Annotated in this window: 17 protein-coding genes, 1 riboswitch and 1 other annotated feature; of the genes, 15 read left to right on the forward strand and 2 right to left on the reverse strand. The window is 36.5% G+C overall.

Features of this window, described 5'->3' with window-relative positions; genetic code table 11:
* The first annotated feature begins 4 nt into the window (after positions 1-4).
* The 7 genes from cysC (at position 5) to C564_RS0101740 (ending at position 6,720) form a co-directional block, all read left to right on the forward strand.
* The gene (gene cysC, locus C564_RS0101710; protein ID WP_018764221.1) at positions 5-598 is read left to right on the forward strand and encodes an adenylyl-sulfate kinase; all 594 of its coding nucleotides are present in this window, start codon (positions 5-7) and stop codon (positions 596-598) included.
* Between the two features lie 11 nt (positions 599-609).
* Positions 610-2,232, forward strand: coding sequence for a nitrite/sulfite reductase (locus tag C564_RS0101715; RefSeq protein ID WP_018764222.1), 1,623 nt, complete (start codon positions 610-612; stop codon positions 2,230-2,232).
* A gap of 11 nt (positions 2,233-2,243) precedes the next feature.
* Positions 2,244-2,456, forward strand: a complete 213-nt coding sequence (locus tag C564_RS0101720; protein ID WP_006094165.1) for a DUF3906 family protein — start codon at positions 2,244-2,246, stop codon at positions 2,454-2,456.
* A gap of 249 nt (positions 2,457-2,705) precedes the next feature.
* On the forward strand, positions 2,706-3,482 hold the full coding sequence (gene cobA, locus C564_RS0101725; RefSeq protein ID WP_003196214.1) for a uroporphyrinogen-III C-methyltransferase: 777 nt from the start codon (positions 2,706-2,708) through the stop codon (positions 3,480-3,482).
* A gap of 1 nt (position 3,483) precedes the next feature.
* On the forward strand, positions 3,484-4,236 hold the full coding sequence (locus C564_RS0101730) for a sirohydrochlorin chelatase (RefSeq protein WP_018764223.1): 753 nt from the start codon (positions 3,484-3,486) through the stop codon (positions 4,234-4,236).
* Positions 4,211-4,828: an NAD(P)-binding protein gene (locus C564_RS0101735; RefSeq protein WP_018764224.1), complete on the forward strand. Its 618-nt coding sequence runs from the start codon at positions 4,211-4,213 to the stop codon at positions 4,826-4,828. Before C564_RS0101730 ends, C564_RS0101735 begins: the two co-directional genes overlap by 26 nt.
* Before the next feature lie 176 nt (positions 4,829-5,004).
* Positions 5,005-5,250: a binding site (T-box leader), on the forward strand.
* A 111-nt stretch (positions 5,251-5,361) separates the two neighbouring features.
* Positions 5,362-6,720, forward strand: a complete 1,359-nt coding sequence (locus C564_RS0101740) for a sodium-dependent transporter (protein ID WP_018764225.1) — start codon at positions 5,362-5,364, stop codon at positions 6,718-6,720.
* 83 nt (positions 6,721-6,803) lie between these two features.
* Here the strand turns inward: C564_RS0101740 and C564_RS36635 are convergent, their stop codons facing one another.
* The gene (locus C564_RS36635) at positions 6,804-6,968 is read right to left on the reverse strand and encodes a hypothetical protein (protein WP_018764226.1); all 165 of its coding nucleotides are present in this window, start codon (positions 6,966-6,968) and stop codon (positions 6,804-6,806) included.
* 206 nt (positions 6,969-7,174) lie between these two features.
* The gene (locus C564_RS0101750) at positions 7,175-8,416 is read right to left on the reverse strand and encodes a murein hydrolase activator EnvC family protein (RefSeq protein WP_018764227.1); all 1,242 of its coding nucleotides are present in this window, start codon (positions 8,414-8,416) and stop codon (positions 7,175-7,177) included.
* A gap of 497 nt (positions 8,417-8,913) precedes the next feature.
* On the opposite strand from C564_RS0101750, the gene gltP reads away from it, so the two are divergent.
* The 8 genes from gltP (at position 8,914) to C564_RS0101790 (ending at position 16,233) form a co-directional block, all read left to right on the forward strand.
* Entirely contained in the window at positions 8,914-10,185 is a 1,272-nt protein-coding gene (gltP, locus tag C564_RS0101755; protein ID WP_018764228.1) for a glutamate/aspartate:proton symporter GltP, read from the forward strand.
* 65 nt (positions 10,186-10,250) lie between these two features.
* On the forward strand, positions 10,251-10,769 hold the full coding sequence (locus C564_RS0101760) for a DUF402 domain-containing protein (RefSeq protein WP_018764229.1): 519 nt from the start codon (positions 10,251-10,253) through the stop codon (positions 10,767-10,769).
* Between the two features lie 149 nt (positions 10,770-10,918).
* Positions 10,919-11,023, forward strand: a riboswitch (SAM riboswitch).
* Positions 11,024-11,117: 94 nt separating this feature from the next.
* Positions 11,118-12,434 carry a Na+/H+ antiporter NhaC family protein gene (locus C564_RS0101765; RefSeq protein ID WP_006094179.1) on the forward strand — a complete coding sequence of 439 codons (1,317 nt, stop codon included), beginning with the start codon at positions 11,118-11,120 and terminating at the stop codon, positions 12,432-12,434.
* Positions 12,435-12,634: 200 nt separating this feature from the next.
* On the forward strand, positions 12,635-12,991 hold the full coding sequence (locus tag C564_RS0101770; RefSeq protein ID WP_003196230.1) for a lmo0954 family membrane protein: 357 nt from the start codon (positions 12,635-12,637) through the stop codon (positions 12,989-12,991).
* Between the two features lie 44 nt (positions 12,992-13,035).
* Positions 13,036-13,698: a PspA/IM30 family protein gene (locus tag C564_RS0101775; protein ID WP_003196232.1), complete on the forward strand. Its 663-nt coding sequence runs from the start codon at positions 13,036-13,038 to the stop codon at positions 13,696-13,698.
* A 108-nt stretch (positions 13,699-13,806) separates the two neighbouring features.
* Entirely contained in the window at positions 13,807-14,547 is a 741-nt protein-coding gene (liaF, locus tag C564_RS0101780; RefSeq protein WP_016114031.1) for a cell wall-active antibiotics response protein LiaF, read from the forward strand.
* On the forward strand, positions 14,547-15,599 hold the full coding sequence (locus C564_RS0101785) for a sensor histidine kinase (protein WP_003196236.1): 1,053 nt from the start codon (positions 14,547-14,549) through the stop codon (positions 15,597-15,599). The genes liaF and C564_RS0101785 overlap by 1 nt, the downstream gene beginning before the upstream one ends.
* Before the next feature lies 1 nt (position 15,600).
* Positions 15,601-16,233, forward strand: a complete 633-nt coding sequence (locus tag C564_RS0101790) for a response regulator (RefSeq protein ID WP_003196238.1) — start codon at positions 15,601-15,603, stop codon at positions 16,231-16,233.
* Positions 16,234-16,423 lie beyond the last annotated feature (190 nt).

Below are 16,423 nucleotides of genomic sequence, written 5' to 3' on the forward strand. Positions count from 1 at the left end.
TAGGATGGAAACAAATATCACTTGGCATACAGCATCTGTTTTAAAAGAGGAAAGACGAAAGAAAAGTGGTCACCACAGTTTTGTCCTTTGGTTCACAGGCTTATCAGCTTCTGGAAAATCAACAGTAGCAAATGCGGTTGCCCGAAAATTATTTGAAAAAAATATTGGTAATTATGTACTCGATGGCGATAATATTCGTCATGGTTTAAATAAAGATTTAGGATTTTCCGAAAGTGATCGGACAGAAAATATTCGTCGTATTGGTGAAGTGGCGAAGTTATTTGTAGATCAAGGGACAATTGTATTAACAGCATTTATTTCTCCATTTCGAGTGGATCGCCAGCAAGTAAGGGATATTCTTGAAAAGGAAGAATTTCTCGAAGTGTTTGTAAAGTGTCCAATAGAAGAATGTGAGAAACGTGATCCGAAAGGGCTCTATAAAAAAGCGAGACAAGGCGATATTAAGCAATTTACCGGCATTGATTCGCCATATGAAGAGCCGTTTGGAGCAGAAGTGGTTGTAGAAACGCATCTTTATTCGATTGAACAATGTGCAGAACAAATCATCGGTTACTTACAAGAGCGTAGCTTTATATAGGGGGAATAAAAATGAGTTATGACAAAGTGTGGGCAAACAATGAAAAGTTAAATGCTACAGAGAAAAAGAAATTAGAAAAAGATGGCTTAGAAATCTTTAAAGCTATTCCGTATTATGCTGAAAATGGATTTGATTCTATTCCGAAAGAAGAGTGGGATTCATTTAAGTGGGCGGGGTTATATTTACAACGTCCAAAAGAGGCAGGGTATTTTATGATGCGCGTTAATATTCCTTCTGGTATTTTAACGAATGAACAAGTGGAGGTATTGGCTTCAATTGCGGAAGAGTATGGTCGTGATGTTCTTGATATTACTACAAGACAGGCGATTCAATTCCATTGGCTTGAAATTGGTCAAATACCAGATGTTTTTAACCGCTTAGAAAAAGTAGGATTATCATCAGCGGGAGCTTGTGGTGATATTACAAGAAATATTATTGGGAACCCCCTTGCTGGTATTGATGGTGATGAACTATTTGATACAGCACCAATTGTAAAAGAGGTATATGATTTCTTTCAACATAATGAAGAATTTTCAAACTTACCTCGAAAGTTTAAAATGTCGATCAGTACAAACGTATATAATGCAGCAAATGCTGAAATTAACTGTGCTGCCTTCATTCCGGCTACAAAAGAGATTGATGGAAAAACGGTGGAGGGATTTCATTTACGAGTAGGCGGGGGGTTATCTGCCCGTCCGTATTTAGCACAAGAACTAGATTTATTCATACTTCCTGGGCAAGTGAAAACAGTTGCGATTGCAATTGCTACTGTTTTCCGTGATTTTGGATATCGTGAAAAACGACATTTAGCACGTTTGAAATTCTTAGTTGCGGATTGGGGACCGGAAAAATTCAAAGAAAAATTATTAGAATATACAGGACATTTACATGATAAGGGGAAGGATGCTTTAAAAGGATGGAATGCTGGATATTTCTACGGTGTTCATAAGCAAAAACAAGGGGATTTATCATACGTTGGTTTTAACGTACCGGTTGGTCGCTTACACTCTGAGGAGTTCTTTGAAATTGCTAGAATTGCGAAACAGTACGGAAATGGTGAAATTCGTACATGTAACTCACAAAACTTCATTATTCCGAATGTTCCGAAAGGTAATATAGAAGGACTGTTAAAAGAACCTTTATTTGAATCTATTTCTGCAAGTCCAAAATCTTTCATCGGATATGCGGTATCATGCACAGGTATTGAGTATTGTAACCTTGCATTAGTAGAAACGAAAGAAAGACTACGTAATATTGCAGATTATTTAGATACACAGCTTGCTTTAGATGTTCCGGTTCGTATTCATATGGTAGGATGTCCAAATTCATGTGGACAAAGACAAATTGCGGACATTGGTTTGCAAGGGGTGAAATTGAAAACGAAAGAAAAAGGAATTGTTGAAGCATTTGAAATTTATATAGGTGGTACGTTATTAGATGGTGGTGTCTATAACCAAAAATTAAAAGGAAAGATTGATGGAGAAGACCTTCCCAATGTTCTTGTATCGTTTTTAACATATTTTAAAGAACATAAACTGCCAGCTGAAACATTTTATGAGTTTGTAGGACGCGTTGGTATAGAAGATTTACAAGGGGCCTTAAATCATATTTTAGAAGAAGTGATTGCATCTTAGGAGGGAGCAATATGGATTTGTATCGTTTTGAAGCAGTATTGGCAAATGGTGTTGTTCCTGTAGTGGTTGTTGCGCAAAGTGAAGAACAGGCGTTTAAACTTGTGGAAGTAGAATTAGAGAAGTATTTTTTACCGCTTCCAGAAGTGAAGGAAATCTCTCTATATGAAAAGAAGAAGATTCGAAAAGGTGCAGCATTTGTCATTCATGAGCAGGAGACAGTGTAATACAAATTGAAAAACCGATATCAAACCTTTCTTTTTAGGTGGGAGAGAGCATTCGACCATGCATAGCAGCGGTCAGCTCCTCCTCTTGCCTCATGTCGAGTGAAAACAAAGAGAGAAAACGAGTGCGGGTCACCTTTTGTTCTTTATAGCAGTGATTTATATGTTGGAAAATCAAAATGGATTTATATAGTAACTTCTATTTGTAATAGGGATGGAAGTTTCACCTTATAGTAGAAATGAGGAGAGATGATGGGAAAAGTATATATCGTTGGTGCGGGGCCGGGAGATCCAGAGCTAATTTCTGTAAAAGGGGTAAAGTGTATCGAACGAGCGGATGTCATTTTATATGATCGTCTTGTAAATAAGGAATTACTTTCTTATGCAAAGCCAGATGCAGACTTAATATATTGTGGGAAGCTACCAAACTATCACACCATGAAACAAGAAACGATTCATGCTTTTCTTGTTAAATATGCGAAAAAAGGAAAAATTGTAACCCGTTTAAAAGGTGGAGATCCATTTGTATTCGGAAGAGGTGGTGAAGAAGCGGAAGCGTTAGCAAAGCATGGTATTCCGTTTGAAATTGTACCTGGTATTACAGCTGGGATTGCTGCTTCAGCATATGCTGGTATTCCTGTTACACATCGGGACGCGAGCGCAAGTTTCGCTGTTGTGACAGGGCATCGGAAAGAGGGGGCTGAAGAAGAAGTGAAGTGGGAAAACTTAGCGAAAGGTGTTGACACGCTTGCTGTTTATATGGGAGTAAGCAATCTTCCTTATATATGTGAACAGCTTTTGAAACATGGAAAAGGAGAAGATACGCCAGTTGCTATTGTGGAGTGGGGAACTACATCATCTCAGCGAACCATTACAGGAACGTTAGGAACAATTGTAACGATTGCTGGAAAAGAGCGGATTCAAAATCCGAGTATGATTGTGATTGGAGAAGTTGTTCGTTTTCGTGAAAAAATTCATTGGTTTGAACGCCAGGCTGACATTACGTATCCAGTAAGCGGAGTGTTATAAAATGAAAGCTGTGTTATATATATGCCATGGAAGTAGGTTGCGAGAGGCGAAAGAGGAAGCGATAGACTTTGTTTCTTCTTGTATGAATCGTGTATCAGCTCCTATTCAAGAGCTGTGTTTTTTAGAGTTAGCAAAGCCTTTTATTTCAGAAGGCTTTGCTGCTTGCGTAAGAAGAGGCGCAACAGAAATTGTTGTTGTTCCGGTCTTTTTATTAGCAGCAGGGCATGTGAAAGAAGATATCCCAAATGAGTTAAAAAAAATGAAAAATAAATATCCTCACATTGTAATGACTTACGGGAATCCGTTTGGTGTTTCGGAATCACTCGTATCGGCTGCGTATAAGGGAAGTGGCATTAAAGAGTATGAAAATGAAGTGACCCTATTGCTTGTTGCAAGGGGGAGTAGTGATCCTGAGACGTTACAAGATATTAAGCATATTGCTTCTTTGTTTGAACAAGAAGAGAAAGTTGGAAAGGTAGAAGTATGTTATTTAGTTGCAGCGGAGCCGCGATTTGAGGAAAAGTTAAAAGTAGTTGTAAACCGAGCTAATGAGAACATCGTTGTTCTTCCTTACCTACTATTTACAGGATTGTTAATGAAACATATTGAACGAGAGGTTCGCAATTATAGTTATTCGAGTATACATGTATGTCCTTATTTGGGGGGGAATCATGTATTTCAAGAAATGTTGATTCAGAAAACGGAAGAAATTTTAAGGGGAGATGAGCGTGTACCCACTTACAGTTCGAATTAGAAATAAACGAGTTGTTGTCATTGGTGGTGGCCGAGTGGCATCATATAAAATCGCGCCTTTACTAAAAGAAGGAGCGAATATAGTAGTAGTGAGTCGTGGTTTAGATAAGAGTTTAATGAAGCTTGTAGAATCAAAGAAAATTCGCTGGTTTCAAAAAGACTATGAAAAAAGTGATCTAGAAGATGCATTTTTAGTAGTAGCAGCTACAAGTGATGCAATATTAAATGAGCATATTGCACAAGATGCATCATTAAACCAGCTTGTGAATGTGATTACTAATCCTGAAAGTGGAAATGTTCATTTTCCAGCAACTATGCATAGAGGAATGCTCAATGTTGCCGTTTCTACTGGAGGTGCAAGTCCAAAACTTGCGAAAAAAATTCGGGATGATATTGCGATGAAATATGATGAGACATATGAAGACTATCTTGATTTCTTATATGAAGTAAGGATGAAGGTGAAACAATTACGACTAGAAAAAAGACAACAGAATATTTTATTGCAAGAAGTGTTGAAGCTTGAGTATATTCAAAACCAGCAGAAAAGAGAATGGTTTTTACAAGAGTTAGCTGAAAGAGTATGTGTAGAATAGAATACACGTATTGCTTAAAATATAAATTGAAAAACTGAGATAAACCTTTCTTTTTAGGTGGAAGAGAGCATCCGGCCATGCGTAGAAGCGGTCAGATCCTTTTATATAGCCGAACAAATTAAATTCCTCTTTACAAATATAGCAATCTACTCTATAATCACAAGTAACTTCAATAGATGAAATCGATGAGCAAGAAGAGTACGTATATTTGATGCGTTCAGAGAGCTGGGATAAGGTGTGAGCCTGGTACGATAAAATATACAGAATGGGCTTGCGAGAGGTATGCTGAACTATTTAGTAGGCACCCCGGGTTCCGCCGTTACAAGGATAGGGTATCGGAATTTTTCCTGTACCTGAACAAGTGGGATTGTTTAATCCAATCGAGGTGGTACCACGGTATTATTACATATATCGTCCTCTACATGCATAGTAGCGTGTAGGGGGCTTTTTTATTTTCTAAAGGAGGTGTGCGAGTATGAAATGAAAGTGTATAATTAAGAAAAGTGGAAATATTCAGAAAAGGAGAATTTACAATGAAAGAAACACAGCAATGGACATCGAAAATAGGTTTTGTACTCGCAGCAGCCGGAGCCGCAGTAGGACTTGGAGCGATATGGAAGTTTCCGTACGTTGCAGGTAATGGCGGAGGGGGAGCGTTTTTTCTAGTCTTCTTATTATTAACTTTATTTATTGGTATGCCTCTTCTTTTAGCAGAGTTTGTTATTGGTCGTAGTACACAAAAAGAAGCGGTTACTGCATATAAATTGTTAGTACCAAATAGTAAATTATATCCATGGATTGGTCGTATGGGTGTTGTCACTTGTTTTAGTGTACTATCCTTTTATAGCGTCGTAGGTGGATGGATTTTATTATATTTATATTATAGTGTGACAGGAAGCTTTTGGAGTGGGGCAGTTGAATATGGAAAATTGTTTGAACAAACAATTTCGAATCCTGCTAGCGCAGTAGGTGCTCAGTTAATCTTTATGCTTTGTACTATTTTTGTTGTAAGTAAAGGTGTAGAAAAAGGAATCGAAAAGGCAAGTAAGTATATGATGCCGCTATTATTTATTTTGTTTATTGCTATTATTATTCGTGCTCTTACACTTGATGGTGCATGGGCTGGTGTAGAGTTTTTTTTAAAACCGGATTTTTCAAAGCTAACAGCCGATACGATTTTATATGCGATGGGACAATCTTTCTTTTCACTAACAGTAGGTGCTTCGGTAATGGTAACATACAGCTCATACTTAAAGAAAGAGGAGCATTTAGCGAAATCAGCAACATCAATTGTAAGCTTAACGATTTTTATTACAGTGCTTGCGGGACTAGCAATTTTCCCGGCGATTTTCGCATTAGGGGTTAAACCGACAGAAGGACCAGGTTTATTGTTCATTATTCTTCCAGCTGTATTTGCGAAAATACCATTCGGACAATTTTTCTTTATTATGTTTTTAATTTTATTCTTCTTTGCAACCTTAACTTCTGCAATCTCGATGCTTGAAATTGTTGTTGCATCTGTAGCGAAAGATAATGAGAAAAAACGTCCTTCGGCATCATTTGTTATTGGATTACTAATTTTTGCGGTTGGAATTCCATCTGCACTATCATTTGGAATTATGAGTGATGTAAAAGTTTTCGGAAAAACATTTTTTGACTTAGTGGACTTTACGGTAAGTAATGTATTGCTGCCGTTAGGGGTACTAGCAATTTCATTGTTTGTACCGAATAAAATGAGTAAAGATTTACTAATGAAAGAATTAGAAGTTACAGAAACAAAGGGAAAAACATTATTTAACATTTGGTTTTTCTTACTACGTTATATAATTCCAATTACAGTAGTAATCGTATTTTTAAATGCAATTGGTATATTTAAGATGTTTGCAAAATAAAAAGGCGAGGGGAGATTCCCTGCCTTTTTTATTTTATCCCGCTATTCACGGACAGTAATACTCTCGCTGATTAAAGTTTCAATTTATTGTAATGCAGATGTTTTTAATAAACGAGTATATGTTTTATAAGCTGTAGCAATTGATATAACGGAACCAATTAAAAATAGGATTGCACTACCAAGCGTAAATAATCGGCCAACATATGTTTCTTGGGCTTCTTGTAGTTCTGCTTGTTGTTCTGTATTCATGTGTATCCCCCCTAGATGAATAGGCATTTTGTTTTAGTTTATGTAAAATGCCTACAAAGTGTTAAAAATAATTTTGGGGACAAAACCATTGCTTTCGGGATAAATAGAAGACTCGGTATGTACCGAGTCTTCTATTTATCCGCCAGTAAAACCCATGCCTCAAAATTTCCACATGCGGAGGAAAAAATAATGATTAAAGTTTCACTTTATAATCCGATATAACTAGAAGGATCAACTGCATTTGTTTTACCCACATTCCATTCGCCAATATGAAGTTCAAAATGTAAATGTTGTCCGAAAGATTGACCGGTGTTTCCCATAAATCCTAATTGTTGACCTTGTTTTACAGTTTGTCCATTAGATACAGAACGGCTGCTCATATGAGCATATACTGTTGTATAAGTTTTTCCGTTTATACGATGTGATAAGTAAACGACATTTCCATAACTGGATGATAATTCGGAACGAATAACAACACCGTCTGCAGCGGCGATAATTGGAACTGTTCCAGCGGCTGCGATATCAATGCCTTTATGATTATCTAGGGAACGAGCGCCGAATCCAGAAGTTTTTGAACCAGCGGCTGGCTTAATAAATCCACCTTTGTTCGTATCTTGCGGTGTTGGTGCAGATTGTTTTTTTGCGTCCTCTGCCTTGCGTGCCTCTTCAGCTTTACGAGCTTCTTCCGCTCGTTTTTCTTCTTCAATTGCTTTTTGAACCGCTTGTCGTTGATTTTCTAAAATGCTTTTCGATTCTTCTAATCCCTCAATCTCAGAATCTACTTTGGATACTTTCGTATGTAAATCGTTAATGAGCGCTTGTTGCTGCTGTTGATTCGCTTGCAATTCTTGTTGCTTATGTTCTAATTTTTGTTTGGATTCCTCTAATTGCTGTTCCTTTTTCTCAACAGCCTCTTTTTCTGCTGTTACAGCCTCTTGATCACTAGTTTGTTTTTTTACAATATCGGTATCATTATTTAAAATCAAACTTACGGAATATATATTGTCAACAAGATCTGCGATGTTATTTGAATTTGTTAACACTTCCGTAATGATATTTGTGCGAGGTTTTTCTTGCATAGATTGCAGTCGTTGTTTAATGACATCTTGACGTGTATCTATGTTGATTTGTAATTGCTCAATATGTTTCTTTTTCTCAGCAATGACTTGTTGAGTCTTGCTAATTTCTTTCTTTGTATCATTTAAATCAGCTTCATTTTTATTAATAGAAATAGTTAGTTCATCAATCTTTTTTTGTAATTCTTGTATTTCTTTTTCAATTTGTTCTTTCTCTGCTGATTTATTTTGTAAGTCGCTTTGTTGTCCTTCTAATTCTGATTCAATTGTAGATAATTTATCTTGATTTGTTTCCGCGTGTACTGGTGAAAGTAACGGAGAAACAAAAATAGTTCCTGCTGCTAAAACGCTGAAAGTTGCAAATTTTTTCATTGTTGTCTAGCTCCTTTCCCTATGAATGTATATATCATAAGAAGAAGAAGGGTGTCTATTGTTGTAATCATACTGTAAAGAAAATTTTATAAAATTGCTAAGTATTGTCGGAATTAAGAATATTTTAGGAGAGTTTGTCGTCTAATTGTAAAGTTGAAATTAGTATTAAGAATCGAATTTTTTAATTTTAGAAGCACGTAAAATGAATAAAAATGATTTCATTTTACACAATAAAGCTTTGTTTTAAAATCTATAAGTGAATAGTGAGGAATCGTTCTCATGTTAGGTTTTCTGACATGAGTTTTATTTTTGTCAAGAAAATTATTTGTATTCACACAAATTTATTTTGTTGTCAGATTTCATTTTTTGATTTATGATTTTTAACAGGGACAAAATGTAGTGAATTGTCGAATAATATGTAATACTCTTAATTTCTTAGTTTCATAGAACGAGAGAAGGGGAGAGTTAATGCATCTAAGAAGGGGGTTGCAGCAAGTATGAAAAGGATAGGACTTGCATGGCAAATTTTAATAGGTCTTGCGCTTGGTATTGCAGTTGGGGCAATTTTTTATGGCGATAGCACAGTTGTAGGATACTTAAAACCAATTGGTGATATTTTCATCCGATTAATTAAAATGATTGTTGTACCAATCGTCGTAGCGAGCATCGTTGTTGGGGTTGCAGGAGTTGGTGATGTTAAAAAGCTAGGTCGATTAGGCGGAAAGACAATTATTTACTTCGAAATTATTACAACGATTGCGATTGTTGTTGGCCTACTGGTAGCGAATATTTTTCAACCAGGAAAAGGCGTGAATATGGATCAATTAACAAAGACTGATATTTCTAAATATGCAGAAACGACAGCTCAAGTGCAAAGTCATTCGTTTGCAGATACATTTGTAAATATCGTTCCGACGAATATTATGAAATCATTGGTTGATGGCGATATGCTTGCCATTATTTTCTTCTCTGTACTATTTGGTTTAGGAGTTGCGGCGGTTGGTGAAAGAGGACGACCGGTTCTTCAATTTTTCCAAGGCGTAGCAGATGCAATGTTTTACGTAACAAACCAAGTTATGAAGTTCGCACCATTTGGTGTATTCGCATTAATCGGTGTTACAGTTTCTACATTTGGTTTAGCTTCATTAATTCCGTTAGGGAAATTAGTAATCGTCGTTTATGGATCCATGATTTTCTTCGTCGTAGTTGTATTAGGACTTACGGCAAAATTATTCGGGATTAATATTTTCCAATTCTTCAAAATTTTAAAAGATGAGCTGATTTTAGCGTATTCTACTGCGAGCTCAGAAACGGTTTTACCGAAACTGATGGAGAAAATGGAGAAATTCGGTTGTCCGAAAGCAATTACATCTTTCGTTATTCCAACTGGTTACTCGTTTAACTTAGATGGATCGACGCTATACCAAGCGATTGCGGCAATTTTCTTAGCGCAAATGTACGGTATTGATTTATCCATTACACAACAAATTACATTATTACTTGTATTAATGGTTACATCTAAAGGGATTGCCGGTGTACCAGGAGTATCATTCGTTGTACTATTAGCGACACTTGGTACAGTAGGTATTCCAGCAGAAGGTTTAGCATTTATCGCAGGTATTGACCGTATTTTAGATATGGCTCGTACAGCAGTTAACGTTGTAGGTAACTCTTTAGCAGCTGTTGTTATGTCTAAGTGGGAAGGTCAATATGACGATGCAAAAGGACAAGCCTATTTAAAAGAGATTTCAGAGAAACAAGCAGCGTAATAATTGTCGTAAAAGCCCTCACATAAGATGTGGGGGCTTTTTTGCATAGTAAAGGAGAGAGAATAATGAAACGGAAATACGGAGATGGATCGTCCTGGGAACGGCTAATAGAGAAAACATATGAAGTGAAGATCATAGAGCAAGGAATGTTAGGGATACTGCATACGCCCAAAGTGACAGAGCCTAGTTACAAGCAATATAATAATCAAGAACTTTGCATTGTAAATGATGGATACACATGGGTGCAGTATTTTATAAATGATAAGAACTTCGCGATTACAGCTATGCTCGATGAAAAGAAGAACTTAGTGCAGTATTATATTGATGTGGCAAAAAAATTTAGAATAGATGGGCGAGGTATGCCCTATTTCGACGATTTATATTTGGATGTAGTGTTATTACCTAATGGTGAGGTATATTTACTGGATGAAGATGAATTAGAAGCAGCGTATATAGCTGGAGATATTTCTGAAGAAGAACATAATGTAGCGTGGGATACGGCCAAATGGCTTATGGAGGAAATTGAAAAAGAAAAGCTTCCTTGGATTGCAATTTTAGAAAAAGAAATTCGAAAATTAAAATGACTATTTTCCTTTCTTTATGCTGATTTATTCGTGTTTTTGTATAAATATCAAAAAATACCAACTGTTTTTATACAAATAATAATTGACTTTTGATTTGTAAGCGAGTAAAGTTAGGAAAGAAATTATTATTAAAAATAAAATATGAAACCTTCTTATAAAGAGAGGCGGAGGGACTGGCCCTACGATGCCTCGGCAGCGGACTCACGATGGAGTGCTGTGCCAAATCCAGCAAGCATGTGCTTGAAAGATGAGGAGAGTGTTTCTTATAGAATTATAAGACCTCTTCTTTTCGGAAGAGGTCTTTTGTTATTGAATAGAAAAGGTTTAGAAATAGGGAGAGATGTTATTTTGAAACAAACGAGAGGGAATGGTTTGGCGTTATTACCGCTTGGAATATTTTTGGGGCTATTTATTGGTTCTGGCATTATTACAGGTGATTTCTATAAATTGCCGATACTTGTTGCGATTTTAATAGCTGTAGGAACAGCGTTAGTGATGAATCGTAAGGAAAGCTTTACAGTGAAAGTTGAACGGTTTGCCAAAGGGGCTGGTAATCCGGATATTATGATTATGGTGTTGATTTTTGTACTTGCTGGTGCGTTTTCTGAAACAGCAAAAGGAATGGGTGGAGTTGACTCTACAGTTAATTTAGCACTATCTATTTTACCGCAAGGGTTTATCGTTGCTGGGATTTTTGTTATAGGGGCCTTTATTTCACTAGCGATGGGAACTTCGATGGGGACTATTGCAGCGTTAGCACCAATTGCTGTAGGGATTAGCCAGCAAACAGATATTTCTATTGCGTTAACGATGGCAACAGTTGTCGGTGGGGCAATGTTTGGTGATAATCTATCATTTATTTCTGACACGACAATTGCAGCTGTTCGTTCGCAAGGAACAGAAATGAAAGATAAGTTTAAAACGAACTTTTTAATTGTACTGCCAGCTGCAATTATAACGATTGTACTATTAGTAGTTATTACATTAGGGAATCATACAGAAATTAAAGCTCATATGTTTGATTGGGTGAAAATTTTACCATACGCAGGTGTACTTGTTACAGCGTTGCTTGGATGGAATGTGCTCATCGTATTAACAGGTGGAACTGTATTATCTGGCATTATCGGCCTAATAGATGGAAGTTATACATTAGCGAGTTTCTTTAAAAGTGTAACGACTGGCATTGGCGGTATGATGGAGTTGGTATTACTAGCAATTTTAATCGGTGGAATGGTTGAACTCATTCAATATAATGGTGGTATTCAATATTTAATGGATATATTAACACGTAATATTCGTTCGAAAAAAGGCGCGGAGTTTGGAATCGCCGGTTTAGTGAGTATGACGAATATGTGTACAGCGAATAACACAATTTCTATTATTTTCACAGGACCGCTTGCAAAAAATATTGCCGATCAATATGAAATTGATCCACGAAAATCAGCGAGTGTGTTAGATCTTTTCTCTTGCTGCATACAAGGATTAATTCCGTACGGTGCACAAATGTTAACAGCAGCAGGATTTGCCGCATTATCTCCAATTGAACTGTTACCATATGCGTTTTATCCAATTTTAGTTGGAGTATGTGGTATAGTCTCCATTTTAATTGGTTTTCCGCGGTTTTCGAAGGTAGCGGAAAAAAAAGAATATCATAAAACAGCGTAAAGAAGAGGATGTCTTATATAAGGCATCCTCTTTTCTTTATGAAGCGTATATACGCTTTGTTTAACTTTATATGCATCTTAATGTAGGGCTGACCCGGGATAGGTCTTAAGTCTGATTCGAAAACGGTTCTTAAGCTCGTTATGGAAAGTCAAAAAAATAGTTAAGATAAGAGTATCAAATCGAAGGGAGGCAAGCACAAGATGAAACAATTTTTAGCGTTTATCGCGGCCGGTATTTTGGCTTTGATTGCTCTTGGTAGTCTTGCTGGTATTGTAGGATTCGCAATTGGAGCAGGGATTGTGTACTGGAGCTATAAATCATTTGTGCGAGCACAATCATTTTTTGGAAAGTTAGCTTGGGGTATTGTCGGTTTAATCGGCTTGTCAATTGCCCTTTCCCATTCCCCAGCATTAATCGGTATCGTAGCATTAGTAGTTCTATACTATGGATACCGTGAGTGGAAAAAAGAAAAAGATGTAGTAGTTGATTCTGCTTCAGAAGGCTCTAAACGATATAGCAACTTTGAAGATGAGTGGAACAAGTTAATGAAAAACTAATATAAAACAATTTAAATCATAAAGTAGAAGAGAGGAAGATTATAATGAAACAATCTTTATTCGGACGTGTACGCGATGCAATTTTAGCAGATTTTCATAATGTTTTAGATGAGAAAGAAAGAAAAAATCCAATCGCTATGTTAAATCAATATTTACGCGATAGCGAGCGTGAAGTAACAAAAATTGAAAAGTTAATTCAGCGTCATAAAACACTAAAATCTAATTTTGCTCGTGAACTTGAGCAGGCTCGTTATTTCGTAAATAAGCGATCAAAACAGGCGATAATTGCACAAGAAGCAGGGGAAATGCAATTGCATGAACGTGCATTAGAAGAAGTAGCATATTATGAAGGGCAAGTAGCTCGACTAGAAGAAATGTATGCAGGTGTAGTGGAGCAAATCGATGAGTTAGAACGACGTCTTTCTGAAATGAAAAATAAACTAAAAGAAATGAATGCAAAGCGTATGGAATTAATGGCACGTGAAAACATGGCTCATGCGAACCGTCGCATGAATACAGCTCTTCATAAAATGGATGAGAACAACCCATTCTTACGATTTGAAGAAATTGAAGATCACATTCGTGATTTAGAACTTCGCATGAATGAAGATCATGAGCGTGATACATTTGATATGAAAATTGCAAAACTTGAGCGTGAAATGAAAGAAAAGGATGAAGTATCCTTAACAAAAGAAGTAACAAAATAATTGTAGTACATTATAAAACGAGCTTATGATATAGTGATAGAAGAAAAGGTGTTGGAAAGCAATACCTTTTTCTTCTATTTATATGTGACAAGAAGGAGGGGAGCTGAAATGAAGAAACAATTTTCAAAATCACAACTAGTGGGGATGCTCCTCATCATATTTGGATTTGGTCTTTTTCTTGATATGATTCTCGGACATTTTGAACCGGGTGCTCTTATTTTTGCATTTATTATGATTATGTTCGGAAGACATTATCGGAAAAAGAATCGCTATGTGAGAGGTAATGTGTTTTTATTTGTCGGAGGACTTATTTTTTTATTCTTCCTGTTTTCATCAGCAGCCTTCGTGCTTGTTGTAGTTACTTGCTTAGCTTTCATCGGTTATCAGCTTATACAAGGACAGCAGAAGCCAAAAACTGTGCAGGTAGAAATTAAGGAAAAAGGATATATAGATGAAGAAAAACAAATCTATCGTACAGAACCATATCTTAAAAATATGATGGTAGGTAACGTAAGAATGATGGATCATATTTATGAATTAGAGGATATTAATGTCCAGTACGGAGTCGGTGATGTTGAAATTGACTTGACGACGGCGATGATTCCTGAAGGAGAAACGGTTATCGTTATTCGTGGCGTTATTGGTAACATTCGTTTGTATGTTCCGTACGATATTGAATTATCTTTAAATCATTCTGTTATTGTTGGTAGAGTATTACTTCCAGGACATGAAGAGACAGGATTTAATCGAAATGTTACATTCAAAACAGAACAGTATAGGGAAGCTCCTCGGCGTATTAAAATAATTTCTTCGCTTGTCGTAGGCGATACGGAAGTGAGGAAAGTATAATGAAAAAGCAAAAGAATATTTCATGGATGTATATTCGTTACTCTATGTTATCTTCTGTTAGTATTGCAATTATTTGTACGATTGTATATGTATGGAAAAGTAGAGAAGATGTATACGATTTATTGTGGAAAGAATCCATTGCTTCTGTTCCAATTAGCTTGTTCATTATGAGCACAAGTCTTCTTATTGGGGGAATTGTTGGATATGCAATTGGTTACTATATGCAGCAGCGTATTCAAGGTTTAAATACTTTTTTATTTGAAGTAGAGCGAGGTAATTTTCCAAAAGACGTTTCGTTTACTGCAGAGGATGAATTTCATGAAGTAGAGAGAAAGGTAATTGCGCTTGCTAAGCGATTAGAGGAACAAGCCGGATTATTTCAAAAAGTAACGAATGAACGAGCTCATTGGAATGAAGAGATGAGACAAGAAGCTATTTCTCAAGAAAGGCATCGATTAGCTAGAGAACTGCATGATTCAGTGAGTCAGCAGCTTTTTGCAATGTCTATGATGATGTCAGCTATTAATGAACAGGTAGCTCAAATTCCAGAAACAACAAAAAAGCAATTGCAGCTTGTGGAAAATATGGTTGTAAATGCACAATCAGAAATGAGAGCATTGCTGCTTCATTTACGTCCTGTACAACTTGAAGGTAAAAAATTAACAGAAGGTATAGAAGAGTTACTAACAGAGCTTTCAAGAAAACAGCATATGAAAATTGAATGGTTGATTGAGCCAATTCAATTGAAAAAAGGTGTGGAAGATCATTTATTCCGTATTGTGCAAGAAGCTTTATCCAATACGTTACGGCATGCGAAGGCAAAGAAAACAGAAGTTCGTCTTCGTCAAATCGATCAATATGCAATTTTAAAAATCATTGATGATGGTGTTGGGTTTGAAGTAGGTGTCAATAAAGCTGGATCATATGGTCTGAGGTCTATTCAAGAGCGTGTTCATGAAATTGGTGGAACACTAAAGGTACTAAGTTTTCCGAATAAAGGTACACAAATTGAAGTGAAAGTACCAATTATAATAGAGAGAGAGGGGGAGTAGCATGATTAAAGTACTGCTTGTAGATGATCATGAAATGGTGCGGATGGGTGTATCAGCGTATTTATCAACTCAGCCGGATATCGAAGTGGTTGGCGAAGCTGAAAATGGAAGAAAAGGTTCAGAATTAGCATTAGCATTAAAGCCAGATATTATTTTAATGGATCTTGTTATGGATGAAATGGATGGTGTTGAGGCAACGCGTGCCATTATTCAAGAATGGCCGGAAGCAAAAATAGTTGTCGTGACAAGTTTTTTAGACGATGAAAAACTATATCCTGTTATTGAAGCAGGTGCAACGAGCTATTTATTAAAAACATCAAGAGCGAGCGATATCGCAGATGCAGTACGAGCGACTTATGATGGGGAAACAGTACTTGAGCCGAAAGTTACTGGGAAAATGATGTCCCGTATGCGTCAAAAGAAAGAACAGCCACTTCATGAAGATTTAACAGAACGAGAGTTTGAAATCTTATTATTAATTGCAGAGGGAAAGAGTAATCAAGAAATTGCGGATGAGTTATTTATTGCATTAAAAACCGTAAAGACACATGTAAGTAATATATTAAACAAGTTGAATGTAAGCGATCGTACACAGGCTGTTATTTATGCATTTCGACATCAATTAACGAAATAAAATGTGGCTTCCACTGTATATGACTTGTTTCATTGGTGGAAGTTGCCTTTATTCCGCTATTTACGGGCAGTAAGATCTCCACCTCAAAATTCAGTGAAAGCAAAGAGGCTAGGGGTGGAGAAACTGCCCGTAAAAGCCCGATTGGTGAGGGTTAATAATCAGTGGGGGATGAAGAAAATCCCACTGATTA

It is taken from the genome of Bacillus sp. 105MF, from assembly GCF_000374885.1.
Taxonomy (GTDB): domain Bacteria; phylum Bacillota; class Bacilli; order Bacillales; family Bacillaceae_G; genus Bacillus_A; species Bacillus_A pseudomycoides.

Coding starts and splice junctions, on each gene's coding strand:
- C564_RS0101730 (WP_018764223.1), top strand. CDS start 3,484: ATGAAAGCTGTGTTATATATATGCCATGGAAGTAGGTTGCGAGAGGCG.
- C564_RS0101715 (WP_018764222.1), top strand. CDS start 610: ATGAGTTATGACAAAGTGTGGGCAAACAATGAAAAGTTAAATGCTACA.
- C564_RS0101790 (WP_003196238.1), top strand. CDS start 15,601: ATGATTAAAGTACTGCTTGTAGATGATCATGAAATGGTGCGGATGGGT.
- gltP (WP_018764228.1), top strand. CDS start 8,914: ATGAAAAGGATAGGACTTGCATGGCAAATTTTAATAGGTCTTGCGCTT.
- C564_RS0101740 (WP_018764225.1), top strand. CDS start 5,362: ATGAAAGAAACACAGCAATGGACATCGAAAATAGGTTTTGTACTCGCA.
- C564_RS0101775 (WP_003196232.1), top strand. CDS start 13,036: ATGAAACAATCTTTATTCGGACGTGTACGCGATGCAATTTTAGCAGAT.
- C564_RS0101750 (WP_018764227.1), bottom strand. CDS start 8,416: ATGAAAAAATTTGCAACTTTCAGCGTTTTAGCAGCAGGAACTATTTTT.
- C564_RS36635 (WP_018764226.1), bottom strand. CDS start 6,968: ATGAATACAGAACAACAAGCAGAACTACAAGAAGCCCAAGAAACATAT.
- C564_RS0101770 (WP_003196230.1), top strand. CDS start 12,635: ATGAAACAATTTTTAGCGTTTATCGCGGCCGGTATTTTGGCTTTGATT.
- liaF (WP_016114031.1), top strand. CDS start 13,807: ATGAAGAAACAATTTTCAAAATCACAACTAGTGGGGATGCTCCTCATC.
- C564_RS0101720 (WP_006094165.1), top strand. CDS start 2,244: ATGGATTTGTATCGTTTTGAAGCAGTATTGGCAAATGGTGTTGTTCCT.
- cobA (WP_003196214.1), top strand. CDS start 2,706: ATGGGAAAAGTATATATCGTTGGTGCGGGGCCGGGAGATCCAGAGCTA.
- C564_RS0101785 (WP_003196236.1), top strand. CDS start 14,547: ATGAAAAAGCAAAAGAATATTTCATGGATGTATATTCGTTACTCTATG.
- cysC (WP_018764221.1), top strand. CDS start 5: ATGGAAACAAATATCACTTGGCATACAGCATCTGTTTTAAAAGAGGAA.
- C564_RS0101760 (WP_018764229.1), top strand. CDS start 10,251: ATGAAACGGAAATACGGAGATGGATCGTCCTGGGAACGGCTAATAGAG.